Source organism: Kitasatospora griseola, from assembly GCF_014648555.1.
GTDB lineage: Bacteria > Actinomycetota > Actinomycetes > Streptomycetales > Streptomycetaceae > Kitasatospora > Kitasatospora griseola.
In genome coordinates this window covers 320,274-337,682 of sequence record NZ_BMRI01000001.1, presented here as the reverse complement: position 1 = coordinate 337,682, position 17,409 = coordinate 320,274, and the positions used below count along the sequence as shown (strand labels likewise).

At 73.1% G+C, this 17,409-nt stretch carries 14 protein-coding genes, 1 tRNA gene and 1 pseudogene; 10 read left to right on the top strand and 6 right to left on the bottom strand.

What is annotated here, in order from left to right:
- Nucleotides 1–406 precede the first annotated feature (406 nt).
- The 3 genes from IEZ12_RS01515 to IEZ12_RS01505 all read left to right on the top strand — a co-directional run bounded on the left by IEZ12_RS01515 (nt 407) and on the right by IEZ12_RS01505 (nt 2,198).
- Nucleotides 407–844: a DUF3052 domain-containing protein gene (locus tag IEZ12_RS01515; protein ID WP_043913813.1), complete on the top strand. Its 438-nt coding sequence runs from the start codon at nt 407–409 to the stop codon at nt 842–844.
- Nucleotides 845–1,037: 193 nt separating this feature from the next.
- Complete coding sequence (locus IEZ12_RS01510) at nt 1,038–1,496, top strand: peroxiredoxin (RefSeq protein WP_043913812.1); 459 nt, start codon at nt 1,038–1,040, stop codon at nt 1,494–1,496.
- Nucleotides 1,497–1,622: 126 nt separating this feature from the next.
- Nucleotides 1,623–2,198, top strand: coding sequence for a TerD family protein (locus tag IEZ12_RS01505; protein WP_189270522.1), 576 nt, complete (start codon nt 1,623–1,625; stop codon nt 2,196–2,198).
- Nucleotides 2,199–2,256: 58 nt separating this feature from the next.
- Here the strand turns inward: IEZ12_RS01505 and IEZ12_RS01500 are convergent, their stop codons facing one another.
- A complete protein-coding gene (locus tag IEZ12_RS01500; protein WP_189270385.1) occupies nt 2,257–4,599 on the bottom strand; it encodes a serine/threonine-protein kinase in 2,343 nt (780 codons plus the stop codon).
- A gap of 393 nt (nt 4,600–4,992) precedes the next feature.
- Here IEZ12_RS01500 and IEZ12_RS01495 point away from each other — a divergent pair, with 393 nt between their 5' ends.
- Nucleotides 4,993–5,568, top strand: coding sequence for a TerD family protein (locus IEZ12_RS01495; RefSeq protein WP_189270384.1), 576 nt, complete (start codon nt 4,993–4,995; stop codon nt 5,566–5,568).
- 48 nt (nt 5,569–5,616) lie between these two features.
- Nucleotides 5,617–6,705 (top strand): DUF475 domain-containing protein, encoded by a 1,089-nt coding sequence (locus IEZ12_RS01490; RefSeq protein ID WP_189270383.1) that lies wholly within the window; start codon nt 5,617–5,619, stop codon nt 6,703–6,705.
- 71 nt (nt 6,706–6,776) lie between these two features.
- On the opposite strand, the gene IEZ12_RS01485 is transcribed toward IEZ12_RS01490, so the two are convergent.
- Nucleotides 6,777–7,865, bottom strand: a complete 1,089-nt coding sequence (locus IEZ12_RS01485) for a DUF2637 domain-containing protein (protein ID WP_189270382.1) — start codon at nt 7,863–7,865, stop codon at nt 6,777–6,779.
- 235 nt (nt 7,866–8,100) lie between these two features.
- Between IEZ12_RS01485 and IEZ12_RS01480 the strand changes: the two genes are divergently transcribed.
- Nucleotides 8,101–8,844, top strand: a complete 744-nt coding sequence (locus IEZ12_RS01480) for a TerD family protein (protein ID WP_189270381.1) — start codon at nt 8,101–8,103, stop codon at nt 8,842–8,844.
- Between the two features lie 4 nt (nt 8,845–8,848).
- On the opposite strand, the gene IEZ12_RS01475 is transcribed toward IEZ12_RS01480, so the two are convergent.
- A complete protein-coding gene (locus IEZ12_RS01475) occupies nt 8,849–9,892 on the bottom strand; it encodes a TerD family protein (RefSeq protein WP_189270380.1) in 1,044 nt (347 codons plus the stop codon).
- 334 nt (nt 9,893–10,226) lie between these two features.
- Between IEZ12_RS01475 and IEZ12_RS01470 the strand changes: the two genes are divergently transcribed.
- The 3 genes and pseudogenes from IEZ12_RS01470 (at nt 10,227) to IEZ12_RS01460 (ending at nt 15,057) form a co-directional block, all read left to right on the top strand.
- Entirely contained in the window at nt 10,227–11,408 is a 1,182-nt protein-coding gene (locus IEZ12_RS01470; protein WP_043913802.1) for an HpcH/HpaI aldolase/citrate lyase family protein, read from the top strand.
- 238 nt (nt 11,409–11,646) lie between these two features.
- Nucleotides 11,647–14,181: pseudogene (locus IEZ12_RS01465) on the top strand (phosphoribosyltransferase).
- 30 nt (nt 14,182–14,211) lie between these two features.
- Nucleotides 14,212–15,057 (top strand): HAD family hydrolase, encoded by an 846-nt coding sequence (locus IEZ12_RS01460; protein ID WP_189270379.1) that lies wholly within the window; start codon nt 14,212–14,214, stop codon nt 15,055–15,057.
- 22 nt (nt 15,058–15,079) lie between these two features.
- Here the strand turns inward: IEZ12_RS01460 and IEZ12_RS01455 are convergent, their stop codons facing one another.
- Entirely contained in the window at nt 15,080–15,295 is a 216-nt protein-coding gene (locus tag IEZ12_RS01455; protein ID WP_189270378.1) for an FmdB family zinc ribbon protein, read from the bottom strand.
- Nucleotides 15,296–15,354: 59 nt separating this feature from the next.
- Nucleotides 15,355–16,608: a hypothetical protein gene (locus tag IEZ12_RS01450; RefSeq protein ID WP_189270521.1), complete on the bottom strand. Its 1,254-nt coding sequence runs from the start codon at nt 16,606–16,608 to the stop codon at nt 15,355–15,357.
- Nucleotides 16,609–16,789: 181 nt separating this feature from the next.
- On the opposite strand from IEZ12_RS01450, the gene IEZ12_RS01445 reads away from it, so the two are divergent.
- Nucleotides 16,790–16,861 (top strand) — tRNA-Val (locus IEZ12_RS01445).
- 375 nt (nt 16,862–17,236) lie between these two features.
- On the opposite strand, the gene IEZ12_RS37535 is transcribed toward IEZ12_RS01445, so the two are convergent.
- Nucleotides 17,237–17,409, bottom strand: a 173-nt coding sequence (locus IEZ12_RS37535) for a LuxR C-terminal-related transcriptional regulator (protein ID WP_229847164.1), incomplete at its 5' end; no start/stop codon positions are given.

The window sequence follows — 17,409 nt, the reverse complement described above, 5'->3', positions numbered from 1 at the left end:
CTACCGCGTTCGGAGATCCGTCATCTCTACCGATCGGTAACCGTTCCGCCGGTTGGGCGGTACGGTCAGGAGGTGGTCCGACCTGGGACCCCGGTCGGTGGATGGCCGCCGGTCGGGGTGAGGGCCAACAGAAGACTTTACGCCCGCACACGGGGCTGGCCCGAATGCCGTTCGCATCTCGGGCAGGCGTACGGCCTGTGCGAGGGTGGGAGACGAAGTGTCCTGGTCCGGTACGGATACGGACATTTCGGTGCGATTGGCCACACGGAGGGCGGCGTGTCGGCCCTCGACGCGTCAACCTTTGGGTGGGATCGGGGGTCGGGTACTTGCGCGAACCGCCGCTCCCGTGTGGACTACGGCCACAGCCTCGGCATGGATGCCGAGCCGAATACTGGAGGTTATTCCCGTGAGCGCGACCGCGGACCCCGCGGACAAGTCCAACCCGGCGCTTCGTCTGGGCTTCGAAGAGGGCCAGATCATTCAGGAGCTCGGGTACGACGACGACAGTGACCAGGAGCTCCGCGAGGGCATCGAGGACATCACTGGCACCGAGCTCGTCGACGAGGACTACGACGACGTCGCCGACGGCGTCCTGCTGTGGCACCGCGACGAGGACGGGGATCTCACCGACGTCCTGGTCGACGCCCTGGAGTACCTGGCGGAGGGCGGTCTGATCTGGCTGCTGACGCCGAAGACCGGCCGTGACGGGCACGTCGAGGCGCACGAGATCGCCGACGCCGCGAAGACCGCGGGCCTGTCGCAGACCAGCTCGGTGGCGATCGCCAAGGACTGGGCGGGCACCCGCCTGGCCACCCCGAAGGCCTCGAAGACCGGCAAGCGCTGAGCTTCGAATCGTGACGCGGGCCCCGGCGGAGTCCCTCCGCCGGGGCCCGCGTGCGTCGCTCCGCCACCGTGTTCGCTCAGGGCTGAACGGTACGTCGAACGGCCCGACGTCTCCCCCGAACGGCCGAACGGGCGCGCGCGGATGCGAAGATTCCCCTGCCCGCACCATCACGTCCCGGCAGGAAGGTTCCACCATGGCCATCGAGATCGGCGCCCAGGCCCCCGACTTCGAGCTGAAGAACCAGCACGGCGAGTCGGTGAAGCTGTCCGACTTCCGCGGCGAGAAGAACGTCGTCGTGGTCTTCTACCCGTTCGCCTTCACCGGCGTCTGCACCGGCGAGGTCTGCGAGATCCAGAAGGAGCTGCCGCGCCTGCAGAACGACGAGGTGCAGGTGCTCGCCGTCTCCGCCGACTCGCCGTTCTCGCTGCGGGTGTTCGGCGACCAGCAGGGCCTTGAGTACCCGCTGCTGTCGGACTTCTGGCCGCACGGCGAGGTCGCCCGCGCCTACGGCGTCTTCAACGAGGAGAAGGGCTGCGCGGTGCGCGGCACCTTCGTGATCGACAAGGAGGGCGTGGTCCGCTGGAGCATCGTCAACGGCCTCCCGGACGCCCGCGACACCCAGGAGTACCTGGCCGCCGTCGGCGCGCTCTGACGCCCCCTCGGCCCGGCGGGCGCCGATTTCCGGCGCCCGCCGGGCCGAGTCGCCGCCGAGGTCCGGGAACCCGGCACTACGATCGGGCCGTTGACGGATCGGGAAACCGACTTCTTGGAGGACCACGTGGGTGTCAGCCTGAGCAAGGGCGGCAATGTCTCGCTCACCAAGGAGGCGCCGGGCCTGACGGCCGTGGTCGTCGGCCTCGGGTGGGACGTACGCACCACCACCGGCACGGACTTCGACCTGGACGCCAGCGCGCTGCTCTGCACCGAGCAGGGCCGGGTCCGCTCCGACGCCGACTTCATCTTCTTCAACAACCTGAAGAGCGCCGACGGTTCGGTCGAGCACACCGGTGACAACCTCACCGGTGAGGGCGAGGGCGACGACGAGCAGGTCAAGGTCCACCTGGACGGCGTCCCGGCCGACGTGGCCAAGATCGTCTTCCCGGTGTCGATCTACGACGCGGAGAACCGGCAGCAGAGCTTCGGCCAGGTCCGCAACGCCTTCATCCGGGTGGTGAACCAGGCCGGCGGCGCCGAGATCGCCCGCTACGACCTCTCCGAGGACGCCTCCACCGAGACCGCGATGGTCTTCGGCGAGCTGTACCGCAACGGCGCCGAGTGGAAGTTCCGCGCCATCGGCCAGGGCTACGCCTCCGGCCTGCGCGGCATCGCGCAGGACTTCGGCGTCAACGTCTGAGGCTGCGCCGGGCACGGTGCGGGCCGGGTCCGTTCGCGGAGCCGGCCCGTCGCCGTCGCTACTCCGGCGGCAGCGCCATCACCCGGCCGCCCTGGACGGCGATCAGCAGGTCGTCGTTGCCGGCCAGGTGCCAGGGCAGGTCGATCGAGGCGCCGGTCTGGAAGGTCCAGCGGAGCCTGCGGTTGACCACGTCCACCGCGTGGATGCCGCGGTCCGCGGTTGGCACGAACAGGGTGTCGCGGACCAGCACCGGGCTGTCCATCAGCACCTCGGTGGGCAGCTCCAGGCGCCACAGCTCGGCGCCGTCGGCCGCGTTGAAGGCCACCACCCGGCTCGGGGCGGTCGGGGTGTAGGTGGTGCCCTGGACGGTCATGGTCAGGCCGCCGAGCACCGCGTACACGACGTGCTTGCCGGCTGCGGGCGGCGAGTACCACAGGCGGGTGGAGCGGTCGGAGGTCTTCGCCCACACTTGCTTGCCGTCGGAGACCCGCACGCCCTGCAGGCCGTTCGGCTCGACGGAGCAGAACACCAGGCCGTCCTGCAGCACCGGCTGGTAGGTGGAGCGCGAGTCGGTGGTGGCGAACCAGCTCTGGGCGCCGTCGGCCAGTGAGCGGGCGACCAGGTTCTCCTTGCTGTCGGTGTACAGCAGGGTGTCCGAGGTCAGGTCGGAGCTGACCAGGTAGTCGGCGGTCTGGTTGCGGTGCTGGTTCCACACCATCGAACCGTCCTTGCGGGACAGCGCCATGATGCCCTTGCCGGTCCTCGCGCCGGAGTCGGGCAGGCCGGACGAGTCCAGCGACAGGTAGGCGCACATCGCGTACACGGCGCGGTCGTCGGCGGCCAGCACGGTGTCCGAGGCGATCTGGGTGCCGTTCGGCTTCGGCGGCTCGGGGCGGTACTTCCACAGCACCGCGCCGGAGCCGGCGTCCACCGTGATCAGGTCGGCGATGGTGCCGTAGGAGACCGAGCCGCCCGCGACGGCCAGGTGGTAGGCCATCGCGTCCTTGGTGATCCACTTCTCGCTGCCGTCGGACAGGTTCACCGCGGCCAGGTCCGCGCTGCCCAGGTGCAGCAGGCCGGGGGAGAACGCCATGCCGAGGCTGCCGGCGCTGCTCGACGACAGCCGGTACGTCCACAGCGGGGCCGGCGGCACGCCCGGGGCGCGGGTGCTGCGGGCCGGGGACGGGGAGGCGGAGCTGCTGGACGGCGGCGCCGGGTCGGGGTGCGGAGCGGCGCCGCGGCGGCCCAGCGCCCAGGCGGTCAGGCCGCCGGCGCCGGCCAGCACGGCCGCGCCGCCGCCCAGCAGCAGCGCCCGGCGGGACGGGCGGGCGGCCGCGGCGTCGACCGGCTCGGTGGTCGGCCCGTCCGGGGCGGCGGGGGCCGGGGTGCGGACCCCGAGCCGGACGGTGCCGGTGGGGGACCCGGAGACCTCGGTCGGGGTGCGGACGGCCGGGGCACGGCGCGGGTCGACGGGGGCGGCGACCCGGACGGGGCCCTCCAGGTCCATCACCTCGGCGGCGCGGGTGGCGATGTCGGAGGCGACCGCGACGGGCAGCCAGCCGGAGCGGGCCGGGGCGACCGACTCGCCGAGCAGCGCGCCGAGTTCGGCGGGTGAGGGCCGCTGCGCCGGGTCCTTGGCCAGGCAGGCGGTGACCGCGGGCCGCAGCGGCTCGGGCAGCGCGGTCAGGTCGGGGCGGTCGTGCACCACCCGGTACAGCAGGGACGCGGCGGACGGCGCGCCGCCGTCCTCGGCGTGGTCGAACGGGGCGCGGCCGGTGGCGGCGAGCACCAGGACCGAGCCGAGCGAGAACACGTCGGAGGCCGGGCCGATCGGGCGGCCGCCGGCCTGTTCGGGGCTCATGTAGCCGGGCGAGCCGACCACCACGCCGGTGGAGGTCATCCGGTCGCCGTCCAGGGCCCGGGCGATGCCGAAGTCGATCACCCGGGGTCCGTCGGCGGCCAGCAGCACGTTGGACGGCTTGAGGTCGCGGTGCACCAGCCCGGCCGCGTGGATCGCCGTCAGCGCCTGCGCCAGGCCCACGCCGAGGGTGCGGACGCTGTCGACGGGCAGCGGCCCGTGGTCGTCGACCGCGTCGACGAGCGCGGGGCCGAGCACGTACGCGGTGGCCAGCCAGGGGGTCTCGCCGTCCTGGTCGGAGTCGACCACCGGGGCGGTGAAGGTGCCTCCGACGGAGCGGGCGGCGGTCACCTCGCGGCGGAAGCGCTCGCGGAAGTCGGCGTCGTGGGCGAGTTCGGCGCGCACCACCTTGACCGCGACGGTCCGGCCGCCGGCGGAGCGGGCCAGGTAGACCCGGCCCATGCCGCCGACGCCGAGTCGCGCCAACAGGCGGTAGGGGCCGACGGATTCGGGGTCGGTGCCTTCGAGCGGTTCGAACGGCATCGTGGCGATGCTCCCTCTGGTCGTCCTGGTGCGTCCGTGCCCGCGCGACGGTTCGTTCGGCGGCGGGGGCAGCGTACCGGGCGGGTTCCGGCCGGTTCCGGTCGGCGGGGAAACGGATGCGCGCTTGATAGATTCGGCCGCGATCCGCCCCCGACCGGGGCGCGTGCGCGGACGGTTCCGGGCCCGCGGGGCCCACCGGTCGGGCCGGGCGGTGAGCGGAGTTCAGGAAGTTCAGTCGGGTGTGCAGCACTGCGGGGCCGTCGAGGGGCGTAGATCTCTTGGGGTGCGTCCTTCGGACGTGCCCGGTCGGACCGGCCCTCCCGGGCGGTCCGACGGCCGACCACCGCAGCACACCCCGGGAGCCCCGGAGACGGGAGCTGGGAGGAAAGTCCGATGACCGTCACCCTTGCCAAGGGCGGAAACGTCTCGCTGACCAAGGCCGCGCCGGACCTGACGCAGGTCCGGATCGGCCTCGGCTGGGACGCCCGGTCCACCACCGGCGCGCCGTTCGACCTGGACGCCAGCGCACTGCTGTGCTCCGCCGGCCGAGTCCTCGGCGACGAGTACTTCGTCTTCTACAACAACCTGCGCAGCCCCGAGGGCTCGGTCGAGCACCAGGGCGACAACCTCACCGGCGACGGTGACGGCGACGACGAGGTGGTCGAGGTCCACCTGGACCTGGTGCCGGTGCAGATCGACAAGGTCGTCTTCGCCGTGTCCATCTACGACGCCGACGCCCGGCTGCAAAGCTTCGGGCAGGTCTCCAACGCCTACATCCGCGTGGTCAACGTGGGCGACGGCAGCGAGATCGCGCGCTACGACCTCTCCGAGGACGCGTCCGGCGAGACCGCGATGATCTTCGGCGAGCTCTACCGCTACCAGGGCGAGTGGAAGTTCCGCGCCGTCGGCCAGGGCTACGCGTCCGGCCTGCGCGGCATCGCGCTCGACTTCGGCGTCAACGTTCAGTAAGCAGCCCGGAATCGGTCAATTCCGGTAGCCAGAAAGGTAACTGACCCCGTGTTCCTCCGTACGTTCGGATGGTCCTTCGCCATCACGATCGCCGGCCTGATCGCCGCCGGCCTGATCTGGGGGGCCGAAGGATTCGGCGTCGTCCTGATCCTCTCGATCCTTGAGATCTCCCTGTCCTTCGACAACGCCGTCGTCAACGCCACCGTTCTCAAGCGGATGAACGCCTTCTGGCAGAAGATCTTCCTCACGGTCGGCGTGCTGATCGCGGTCTTCGGCATGCGGCTGGTCTTCCCGCTGCTGGTGGTGGCGCTGACCGCGCACCTCAACCCGGCGACTGTGGTCCAGTTGGCGCTGGACTCCAGCAAGACCCACGACGGCCACACCTACGCGCAGTACCTGGAGATGGCCAACCCGGCGATCGCCGCGTTCGGTGGCATCTTCCTGCTGATGATCTTCCTCGACTTCATCCTGGAGGAGAAGGAGTTCAACTGGCTGCGCTGGCTGGAGAAGCCGCTGGAGAAGATCGGCAAGCTGGAGGCCCTCTCCTCGGTCATCGCGCTGGTGCTGCTCGCCCTGTCGGCCCGGCTGTTCGCCGGTGACCGTGCCGAAACGGTCCTGCTGGCCGGTGTCTGCGGTCTGGCCACCTACCTCGCCGTCAACGGCCTCTCCGGGGTCTTCGAATCCGGCCTGGAGGAGCAGGAGGAGGCCGAGCACGAGGCCGAGCGCAAGGGTAAGTCGATCGTCCAGGTCGGCGGCAAGGCCGCGTTCTTCCTCTTCCTCTACCTGGAGGTCCTGGACGCGTCCTTCTCGTTCGACGGCGTGGTCGGCGCGTTCGCCATCTCGCAGGACATCTTCCAGATCACCCTGGGCCTCGGCATCGGCGCGATGTACATCCGCTCGCTGACCGTCTTCCTGGTCCGCAAGGGCACCCTGGACGACTACGTGTACCTGGAGCACGGCGCGCACTACGCGATCGGCGCGCTGTCGCTGATCCTGCTCGCCTCGATCAAGTTCCACGTCCCGGAGATCGTCACCGGCCTGATCGGCGTCGCCTTCATCGGCGCGGCACTGGCCTCCTCGATGGTCCGCAACAAGCGGGAACAGGCGCTGGAGGGCGCCGAACCGGCCGAGAGGTAGCCGGCGCCGCCCAACGAGAGAGCCGCCCATCGGGACTTCCCGGTGGGCGGCTCTCCTCGTGGTGCGGAGGGTCAGCCGAGCTGCTGCTCGATCGCCCGGAGCTTGCGCTCCAGCGAGTCCAGCTTCGGCATCGACAGGGTGTCCTCGTCCATCGTCAGGTCGATGCTGGACGAGTACGGGCTGCCGGTGGAGGGCGACTCGACGGCGGCGCGGGGGCGGCGGCCGGCGTTCAGGGCGGCGGGCTCCAGGGCGGAGGGGCCGACCCGGTCGAGGGTGGTTTCCTCGGCGGCTAGGGCAGGCTCCGTAGCGGACGACGGGGAGTCGCCCGCGGCGGCCAGAGCAGGCACCTGACGGCCGTGCCGGGCCCGGCCCAGCATGCCGGTCTGCCGGGAGATCGCCTTCAGCTCGGCCCGCTCGCGGCGGTCGGCGCTGCGGGCACGGACCTTGGCGTCCAGCTTGGCCTGACGCTCCTCGCGGACCTCCTCGACGGCCTCGTCCAGGCTGCGGACGTTCTCCAGCAGCATCAGCGACCAGGCGGCGTAGGTCTCGCGGGGGGCGCGCAGCCAGCGGACCACGCGGATCTGCGGCAGCGGGCGGGGCACCAGGCCCTGCTCGCGCAGCGCCGCCCGGCGGGTCTGCTTCAGCGCCCGGTCGAACAGCACGGCCGCCGAGATCGACATGCCGGCGAAGAACTGCGGGGCGCCGTCGTGCGCGCCGCCGCGCGGGGCGTGCACCCAGTTGAACCAGGCCGAGGCGACGGCGAACAGCCACACCAGCATGCGGGAGCCGAGCGCCGCGTCACCGTGGCTGGCCTCGCGCACCGCGAGCACCGAACAGAACATCGCGGCGCCGTCCAGGCCGAACGGGACCAGGTACTCCCAGCCGCCGGACAGGTTCAGGTTCTGCTGGCCGAAGCCGACCAGGCCGTGGAACGACAGCGCGGCCGCGACACCGGCGCAGCAGAACAGCAGCACGTACGACGCGCCGCCGTAGACGGCCTCCTTGCGGCGGCGGCGCTCCTCGCTGCGCTCCCAGGAGTCGTCGGACGACCCCTCGGCCTTGTTGTTCTTGAAACGCAGGAAGGCCACCAGGATGGCGGTGAACAGCAGGGCTGCGCCGCCGACCACGGCCCAGACCAGCTGTATGGAGGAGAGGTTCATCGCGGGGAGGGCCTCGGCTTTCCGCAGGGCAGGGGAAGTTGGAGGTGACGTGGCGCACGGGACAACGCACGGGACACCTGTGCGGAGAGACGATATCGCGTCCGAGGAGCGGGCATCGTACGGGAGTGACGAACCCTCTGCCAGCGGGCCCCGCCGGAGGGTTGACGTTGACTCAGGGACCGTCGGGTGGGTATTGGAGAGGCTGAGGACAGAACCGGCGCTGGGGGAGGACACGATGGTCTCGGTGTGGGAGTTCCTGAAAGGGGACCGCAGCGACAGCTTCGACACCGGAGGGCAGTTCAAGGTCACACTGACCAAGTCCCAGCCGCAGCACGCCATCACGGGCTCGGCCGCCACCACCGGCTACCTGTACATCAACCTGCACTGGTCGACCCGCGGCGCCGAACGCCCCACCGTGGGCCGCACGCTGCGCCGGTTCTTCGACCCGCGCATCCTGCGCCCGCTGGAGCCCGCCACCGCCGGCTCCTCCCCGCAGAGCGTCGACCTCGACCTGGCCTGCATGTACGAACTCGCCGACGGCAGCCGGGGCGTGGTGCAGCCGCTCGGCCGGCTGTTCGGCGACCTGAGCAAACCGCCGTACATCAAGCTCTCCGGCGACGACGTGTCGGGCGCGTCGTCCGGCGAGACCATGCACATCAACCTGGAGAAGAAGGACCAGTTCAAGCGGCTGCTGGTGTTCGTCTACATCTACGACGACACCCCGGCGTTCGACCGCACCCAGGCAGTGATCACGATCGTCCCGCAGAGCGGCCCGCGGATCGAGATCAAGCTGGACGAGCGGGCCCCGGCGGCCCGCTCGTGCGCGGTGGTGCTGATCGAGAACGACGGCGAGGGCAAACTGTCGATCCGCCGCGAGGTGCGGTACGTGCACGGCTTCCAGTCCGACCTGGACCGGCTGTACGGCTTCGGCATGCAGTGGGAGCGGGGGTACAAGAGCGCCGAGAAGCCCGGAAGTTGACGGCTCAGCGCGGCTGGAACTGCGGGCCCTGCGGCGGCAGCGCGAACGGCGCGCCCGGCTGCGGGGGCGCCGGCGGCTGCACCGGCTGCTGAACGGGCGGTGCGGGCGGCTGCTGCGGATAGCCGTAGCCCGCGGCCTGCGGCCGGCCGTACCCGCCGGCGGCGGCCGGCTGGGGGTAGCCGTAACCGCCCGCCTGCGGCTGGGGGTAGCCGTAGCCCTGCGGCTGTGGCTGCTGCTGCGGGTAGCCGTAGCCGGCGGCCTGCGGGGCGGGCGGCCGGTCGCCGGCCTGCGCGGCGTGGTGGACGGTCGGCGGCAGCGCGGGCGGCGGCGGGGCGAGGATCGGGGCGGGCGGCTCCGGGGCCGACGCCTGGGTGGGCAGCGCCGGGGCGAGCGTCCAGTCGTCCTCGTCCACCGGGAGCGGCGCGGGCCGCTGCGGCGGTTCGGGGGCGGCGGCCGGTCCGGGCAGCCGCGGGTCGGCGGCCAGCGGGGCGCCGCCGTCGCCGCCGGAGTCCTCCACGGTGATGCCGAAGTCGGTGGCCAGCGCGATCAGTCCGTTCACGTACCCCTGGCCGACGGCGCGGAACTTCCAGCCGCCGGAGCGGCGGTACAGCTCGGCGGCGACCAGCGCCGTCACCTGCTCGTGCTCGTCGACGGCGAACTCGGCCAGCGCGGGCGTCCCTTCGGGCGCGCCGACGTCGAACAGCAGCACCCGCAGGTTCGGCACGGCGGGGAACGCCCCGCCCTCGGCGGAGCCGGCCAGCACCACCCGGTCCACCCCGGCGGGCAGCTTCGCCAGGTCGATCTCCACCGCGTCCCGGATCCAGCCGTCCGCGGCCTGCTTGGGCAGGTGGCGGACCAGGCCGGACGGGTGCCGGGGCTGGTTGTAGAACACGAAGTCCAGGTCGTCGCGGACCCTGCCGTCCTCGGCCAGCAGCAGGGCCGAGGCGTCCACGTCCGGGCCGCCCGGGGTGTCCGTCCAACGCAGGACGGCACGGACGGCGTTGGCCGTCAGCGGGATGTTGGCGCCCTTCGCCATCACATGCGTCATAGCGCACCATCCTGCCGCCTGCCCGGGGCCCGGGACAACGCGGACGCGGCGTCGGCGGGCTCGGGCGACGGGGCGGCGGGCTCGGGCGGTGGGGGCGGCAGGCCGGGGGCGATGTCGGACGACGGGGCCGAGAAGCTTGTGGGAATTCGATGTTTCGAACTGCTTCGCCGGCCTCGTCCGGCCGTACGATGGGCGGCCGGCGGCCCGGTGCTCCCGACTCCGCACGGTGACCGCGCCCCGGCGAACTATCCGGCCGCGCCAACCGTCCATGTGTCGAGGGGGCAGCCGTCACCGGCCCCCCAGCGGGCCCCACAGATCAGAGCGGGAGAGCACTTTGCGCCACTTCGGGCATCTCGCGGACGACGTCCGCAGCCGGCTCTTTCACGAGCAGCCCGTCGCCTTCGACCGGGACAGCGGGGCGGACGTCCTGGCCACCGCGCTCGGCGCCACGCTCTACAGCCCCGCCACCCGTCCCACCCTGGCCCGCGACATCCGCCGACAGGCCGCCCGCGGCGTGATCTCCATGGTGCTCTGCCTGGAGGACGCCATCGCCGACCACGAGGTCGACGACGCCGAGCACAACCTGGTCGCCCAACTCACCGAACTCGCCGGGCCGGAGGACCAGGACGCGGCCGCCGAGCTTCCGCTGCTGTTCGTCCGGGTCCGGTTCCCCGAGCAGATCACCGACCTGGCCCGGCGGCTCGGCCCCGCGCTGCGGCTGCTCAGCGGCTTCGTGGTGCCCAAGTTCACCGAGGACAGCGGGCGGCCGTACCTGGAGGCGCTGACCCGCGCCGAAGAGGCCGGCGGGCAGCGGCTGTTCGTCATGCCGGTGCTGGAGTCGCCCGAACTCGCTCACCTGGAGAGCCGCCGCGAGCAGCTGTTCGGCATCGCCCGGCTGCTCGACAAGCACCGGGAGCGGGTCCTGGCCGTGCGGCTCGGCGTCACCGACCTGTGCTCCGCGTACGGGCTGCGCCGCTCGCCCGACCTGACCGCCTACGACGTGTCGCTGGTGGCCCAGGTGATCGGCGACGTGGTCAACGTGCTCGGCCGTGCCGACGGTACCGGGTTCACCGTCACCGGCCCGGTCTGGGAGTACTTCCCGCTCCAGGAGCGGATGTTCAAGCCGCAGCTGCGCCGCACCCCGTTCGCCGAGGCCACGCCGCCCGCCGACCGGGTCCGGCAGCGGCTGATCGAGCACGACCTGGACGGGCTGATCCGGGAGATCGAACTCGACCGGGCCAACGGGCTGTTGGGCAAGACCTGCATCCACCCCAGCCACGTCGCCGCCGTGCACGCGCTGTCCGTGGTGACCCACGAGGAGCTGTGCGACGCCCGCGACATCCTCCAGCAGCACCGCGGCGGCGGCGGGGTGAGCCGTTCCGCGTACACCAACAAGATGAACGAGGCCAAGCCGCACCGGGCCTGGGCCGAGCGGGTGCTGCTGCGCGCCGAGGTGTTCGGCGTCGCGCGGGCCGAGGTGTCCTTCGCGGAACTGCTCTCCGCCTGCGTCTCCTGAGTCCGAAACGCCCCCGGGGGCTGGCTGCGCGTCAACCGATCGGAGGAGGCCGGCCTCCACCGGGCGGCCACCGGATCCTCACCGATCGGTACGCGAAACGTCGCCGGTCGGTCGATCCACGGGCCTCGGCGCGCCCCGTACGCTCGAACCCGGACGTGCAGCCGTGCGTCCTCACCGAGTACCACCAGCACCACCAGCACCACCCGTACCACCCGTCGCCGTGAGGAGAGGAGTCCCGATGACCGTCGACACCACCGCCCCCGGGCCGGTCGGGGCCGACCCCTGGAGCGGCCAGTGGGTCACCGACCGGCTGGGCGTGCGCCTCACCGGCGGGCCCGAACTCACCGCGCTGATCGGCCTCGCGCTGCGCCGCAACCCCAAGCGCGCCCACCTGCTGGTCTCCCAGGTGCTGGGCAAGCACGTCCCGCAGCGGCCCGAGGTGGTGCACGGCGCCGGGCTCGACCTCGGCCGCCGGGTGGCCGCGCTGCTCGGCCCGGCGGAGACCGCGCGCGCCGTGGTGCTCGGCTACGCGGAGACCGCCACCGCCCTCGGCCACAGCGTCGCCGACGGCCTCGACGCGCCCTACCTGCACTCCACCCGCCGCCCGGTGCCCGGCCTCGCCCCGCTCGGCGGCTTCGAGGAGGAGCACTCGCACGCCACCAGCCACCTGCTGCTCCCGGAGGACCCGGAACTCCTCGCCGGCGACGGCCCGCTGGTGCTGGTCGACGACGAGTTCTCCACCGGCACCACGGTGCTCAACACCATCCGCACCCTGCACGCCGCCCACCCCCGCGAGCGGTACGTGGTGGTCGCCCTGGTCGACCTGCGCACCCCCGCCGACCGCTCCCGGCTGGCGGCCGCCGCCGCCGAACTCGGCGCCCGGGTCGACCTGGTGGCCACCGCCGACGGCGGCGTCCACCTTCCCGCGGACGTCCTGGACCGCGCCCGCGCCCTCATCGACGCCGCCCCCGAACAGCCCCGACCCGCCGCACCGCAGGGCGAGTTGACGCGCCTCCCGCTGCCCTGGCCGGACGGCCTGCCGGACGGCGGCCGGCACGGCTTCACCCCCGCCCACCGCCGCCGGCTGGAGGAGACGCTTCCCGCCCTGGGCGCCGCCCTCGCCGACGCCGTCGGCCCCCGGGCCCGCCGCGTTCTGGTGCTCGGCTGCGAGGAGCTGATGTACGCCCCGCTGCGCCTCGCCGACGCCCTGCAGCGCCGACTCCCGGACGCCGAGATCCGGTTCTCCACCACCACCCGCTCCCCGGTGTTCGCCCACGACCACCCCGGCTACGCGATCCGCACCCGGCTCGCCTTCACCGCCCACGACGACCCGGCCGGCGACGACTCCACCGAGCGCTACGCCTACAACGTCGCCCCCGGCAGCGACCCGGCCCGCCGGTTCGACACCGTCGTCCTGGTCGTCGACGACCCCGCCGACACCCCCGCCCTGCACCACGGCCCCGACGCCCTGCTGCCCCGCCTGCGCACCGCCACCGACCACGTGGTGTTCGCCGTTCTCCCGTCGTACCGCCCGGCGCCACCCGCCTGACGCCCCACCGACCGCCCGCTGCCCGAGCATCACCCCTGCGCACCCCACCGAAGGCCCGGCATGACCGCACACACCGCCCCCTCCCCGCCCGCCGCCCGCCCGCTGCACGGCCCGGCCTTCTCCAGCTACCCGGCCGCCGACGTCACCTGGCTGCTCAAGGACCTCTCCGACGTCCACCTCGAAGCACCCACCGAGGAACGCGAGGAGGCCGTGCAGTCCGGCGGCGCCCACTACGCCGAGTCGCTGCCGGTCGAGTACCAGCCCAGCCCCGAGTACCAGCAGCTGTTCCACACCGCGCTGGCCGCCTCCGCGACCCGGCTGGCCACCGCCGTCGGCGCGGTCGCCGAAACCCTGCTGCGCGAACGCGGACCGCACCTGGTGCTGGCCTCGCTGGCCCGGGCCGGCACCCCCGTCGGCATCCTGATCCGCCGCTGGCTCGCCCACGCCCACGGCCTCGACGTGCCGCACTACACCGTCTCCATCGTCCGCGGCCGCGGCATCGACCAGGTCGCGCTGCGCCACCTCGCCGCCCACCACCGCGCCGCCGACGTGGTCTTCGTCGACGGCTGGACGGGCAAGGGCGCCATCACCCGGGAACTCGACCAGGCACTGGCCGGCACCGGCTTCGACCCCGACCTCGCCGTCCTCGCCGACCCCGGCAGCTGCGTGCGCACCTACGGCACCCGCGACGACTTCCTGATCCCGTCCGCCTGCCTCAACTCCACCGTCTCCGGCCTGGTCTCCCGCACCGTGCTGCGCGCCGACCTGACCGGGCCGGACGAGTTCCACGGCGCCAAGTACTACCGGCACCTGGCCGACGCCGACGTCTCCACCCGGTTCGTCGACACCGTCGCCGCCGCCTTCCCGGCCGTCGCCGCCGCCGTCGCCGTCGAAACCGCCCGGCTCGCCACCGCCGACCGCACCCCCAGCTGGGAAGGCTGGGCCGCCGTCGAGCGGATCAGCGCCGAGTACGGCATCGACAGCGTCAACCTGGTCAAGCCCGGCGTCGGCGAGACCACCCGGGTGCTGCTGCGCCGCGTCCCCTGGCGGATCCTCGCCCGCCGCGGCGCCGGCCCCGACCTCGACCACATCCGGCTGCTCGCCGCCCAACGCGGCGTCCCCGTCGAGGAGATCGACCACCTGCCGTACAGCTGCGTCGGACTGATCCACCCGCGCTACACCCGTGGCGCCACCGGCGCGGACGGCACCGCCGTCCACACCTGACCCTGTTCCCGAACGAAGGAGATCCCGCCCGTGCCGCAGTTCCTGGTCGCCAGCGACCTCGACCGCACCCTCGTCTACTCCAACCGCGCGCTCGCCCTGGACGTGCCCGACCGGCTCGCCCCGCGACTGCTCTCGGTGGAGGTGCACGACGGCAAGGCGCTCTCCTTCATGACCGAGACGGCCGCCGAACTGCTCGCCGAACTCGCCGCGCAGACCCCGGTCGTCCCGATCACCACCCGCACCCGCACCCAGTACGAGCGGATCAACCTGCCCGGCCCCACCCCCGGCTGGATCCCCCCGTACGCGGTCTGCTCCAACGGCGGCCACCTGCTCGTCGACGGCGTGCCCGACGCCGACTGGCAGCGCGAGATCCGCGCCCGGCTGGACGCGGCCAGCGCCCCGCTCCCCGAGGTGGTCGAACACCTCGCCCTCACCGCCGACCCCGAGTGGACGCACAAGCGGCGGGTCGCCGACGACCTGTTCGCCTACCTGGTGGTCGAACGCGCCGAACTCCCCGCCGGCTGGATCGACGACCTCACCGCCTGGTGCGCCGACCGCGGCTGGACGGTCTCCCTCCAGGGCCGCAAGGTCTACGCGGTGCCCGCGCCGCTCTCCAAGAGCGCCGCGCTCGCCGAAGTCCGCCGCCGCACCGGAGCGGAGACCGTCCTCGCCGCCGGCGATTCACTGCTCGACGCGGAGCTGCTGCGCACCGCCGACCACGGCTGGCGGCCCGGCCACGGCGAACTCGCCGAGACCGGGTGGGAGGCCGACGGCGTCACCGCGCTCACCGAGATCGGCGTCGCGGCCGGCGAGGAGATCATCCGGCAGATGCTGGCCCGGGTCCGCGCCGGGGCGGTGGTGCCGGTCACCGGCTGACCGGCGACCGGCCGATGCCCGGTCAGCCGCAGCAGCCGCCCCCGCAGCAGCCGCCGCCCCCGCCACTCGGGGCCGGGGCGGCCGCGCCGGACGCGCCGGTGACGGCGACGGTCGACAGCAGCTTCACGGTGTCGGGGTGACCCTCCGGGCAGACGGCCGGGTCATTGGCCTGGGCCATCGGGCGGCTCAGTTCGAAGGTGGCTCCGCAGGAGCGGCAGCGGAAGTCGTAGCGAGGCATGGTCAGCAGCGTACCCAGGCCCGGCCACGCGCAGGTGCCCCCCTCGGCCGCGCCTCCGCTCAGTGGCCGCGGATCATCGTGACGACCTCGGCCGCCGTCTCCCGGACCGCCGCCAGCTCGGTCAGGAACTGCCAGTAGTCGGGGTGCCGGCCGGCCTGCTCCAGCGAGGCGACCGCACGGTCCAGGCGGCCCACCGCCGCGTCCAGCGGCCCCGCGTGCCGCGGGTCCGGCGCCTGCCTGCCGGCCATCGCCAGCCGCTGGGCGTCGCGCAGCGCGAACCGGGCCCGCTCGATCTCGCGCTGCGGATCGTGCTGCACCTCGTTCAGCTGCCGCAGCCGCTCATTGACGGCCGTCACCGACCCCTCGGCCGTCTCCAGCAGCGCCCGCACGGTGCCGATCGCCGACGTGGCGTCCGCCCACCGCTGGTCGCCCCGGGCCCGCACCGCCTCCGTCAGCCGGGACCTGGCACTGCGCACCGCGTCGGCGGTCTGCGCCGACACATTCTGCAGGTCCTGCCAGCACGCCGTCGAGAACCGCCGCCGCAGCTCGCTCAACGCGGGCTCCACCGTGCCGGCCCGGTTCTCCAACGCGTCGATCCGGGTCCGCAACGTGCCCACCCGGCGGTCGATCTCACCGGCCCGCTCCGGCAGTTGCGCCGCCTCCGCCCGCACCGCCTCGGCCCGCCGCGCCACATCCTCCGCACGCTGGAGCGTGGCCGGCACACCGTGCTGCGAGACGCCCTGGTTCAACCTGCTCAGCTCCGGCGCGAGCTCGGCCAGCCGCGCCGCCAGATCGTCCGCCTTCAACCCCGCGCCCCGCGCCTGCTCCAACGCGACGGTCGCCGCCAGCAATGCCTGCTTGGCCCGCTCCACCGCCGGCGTCACCCGGATCAGCTGCGCCTCGGCATGCTCCACCAGCGGCTGCAACCGGCCGACGAAGGTGCCGAGCTCGGTCCGCTTCGCGTCCAACTCGCGCTTGGCCTGCTCCAACTGCTGCTTGGCCCGGAACGCCGCCGACGGGTCCAGCTCGGCCGCCTCCAGATCGACCGCGTCCAGCGCCCCCAAGTAGGCCACCGTCACCTGGTCGATCCGGGCCACCAGGTCCGCGTACTCCTGCTCCACCCGGCGGGAGGTGGCCGGCTCGCCCGCCGACTTCACCGTCTCCACCGCGAGCAACGCGTCCCGCTGTGCCGAATCCAGCTCGTAGAACGACTCCTGCGCCGCCTCCCGGGCCGCCCTGGCGTCCGCACGCGCGCCGTCCCGCCGGCCGCCGCCCCACCAGCCGCCCCGACCCCCGCCACCGCCGCCGGCCACCCTCACCACGCGCTCCCTGCTCCGTCCCGTCCCACCACTCCAACCGCCATTCTTGCCGATCACCCACCCCACCCGGCACCCCCCGACGACACCCCCGTCCCCACAGGGCGGCGAACCACTCCCAGGACCAGGTAGTCTGTCCACTCGTCGTGCGACCGGCCCCACCGGTCCACCTCGACGCGGGCGCATAGCTCAGCGGTAGAGCGCCGCCCTTACAAGGCGGATGTCGGCGGTTCGAAACCGTCTGCGCCCACACTGAAGATGCAGGTCAGAGGCCCTTCCCCCGAATCCGGCGGAAGGGCCTCCGGCGTTGCGGCGCACATTCGGAACACGCCTCGGCCCGCAGTGGGTCCGGACGGCCGGGCAGGGGTGGCCGTACGCGTCGTCCGGGCCCGGCAGCGCGGTGCTGAGGCTGCCGCCAGGGAACCGGCCGCCCCGCGCGCGGCGCCCGACCGGCGCCCGACTACTGTGCCGACACCCACCGCCACCGCGGTCACCGATCGGCAGGCCCGCCCGGCACCTCGCCGTCGACGTCTGATTCGTCCTTCCCGAAGCCGAGCAGGCCGAGATTCCTCACATCGGCGCTGCCCAGTGCTCCAGTCGTAGACCGTGATCATGGACGGGAGGGTCAGGCCCGGGACACTCCGAGGAACCGCAGCACGGCCAGGACGCGGCGGTGGTCCGCGTCGACCACGGGCAGGTCGAGCTTGGCGAAGATGTTGTTGATGTGCTTCGCCACGGCGCTCTCGCCGACCACCAGCGCCTGCGCGATGCCGGCGTTGGAGCGCCCTTCGGCCATCA

What these genes read in the sequence shown, in the direction of transcription:
- IEZ12_RS01510 (WP_043913812.1), top strand. Translation starts at nt 1,038, where the DNA reads ATGGCCATCGAGATCGGCGCCCAGGCCCCCGACTTCGAGCTGAAGAAC.
- IEZ12_RS01480 (WP_189270381.1), top strand. Translation starts at nt 8,101, where the DNA reads ATGGTCTCGGTGTGGGAGTTCCTGAAAGGGGACCGCAGCGACAGCTTC.
- IEZ12_RS01495 (WP_189270384.1), top strand. Translation starts at nt 4,993, where the DNA reads ATGACCGTCACCCTTGCCAAGGGCGGAAACGTCTCGCTGACCAAGGCC.
- IEZ12_RS01455 (WP_189270378.1), bottom strand. Translation starts at nt 15,295, where the DNA reads ATGCCTCGCTACGACTTCCGCTGCCGCTCCTGCGGAGCCACCTTCGAA.
- IEZ12_RS01475 (WP_189270380.1), bottom strand. Translation starts at nt 9,892, where the DNA reads ATGACGCATGTGATGGCGAAGGGCGCCAACATCCCGCTGACGGCCAAC.
- IEZ12_RS01500 (WP_189270385.1), bottom strand. Translation starts at nt 4,599, where the DNA reads ATGCCGTTCGAACCGCTCGAAGGCACCGACCCCGAATCCGTCGGCCCC.
- IEZ12_RS01485 (WP_189270382.1), bottom strand. Translation starts at nt 7,865, where the DNA reads ATGAACCTCTCCTCCATACAGCTGGTCTGGGCCGTGGTCGGCGGCGCA.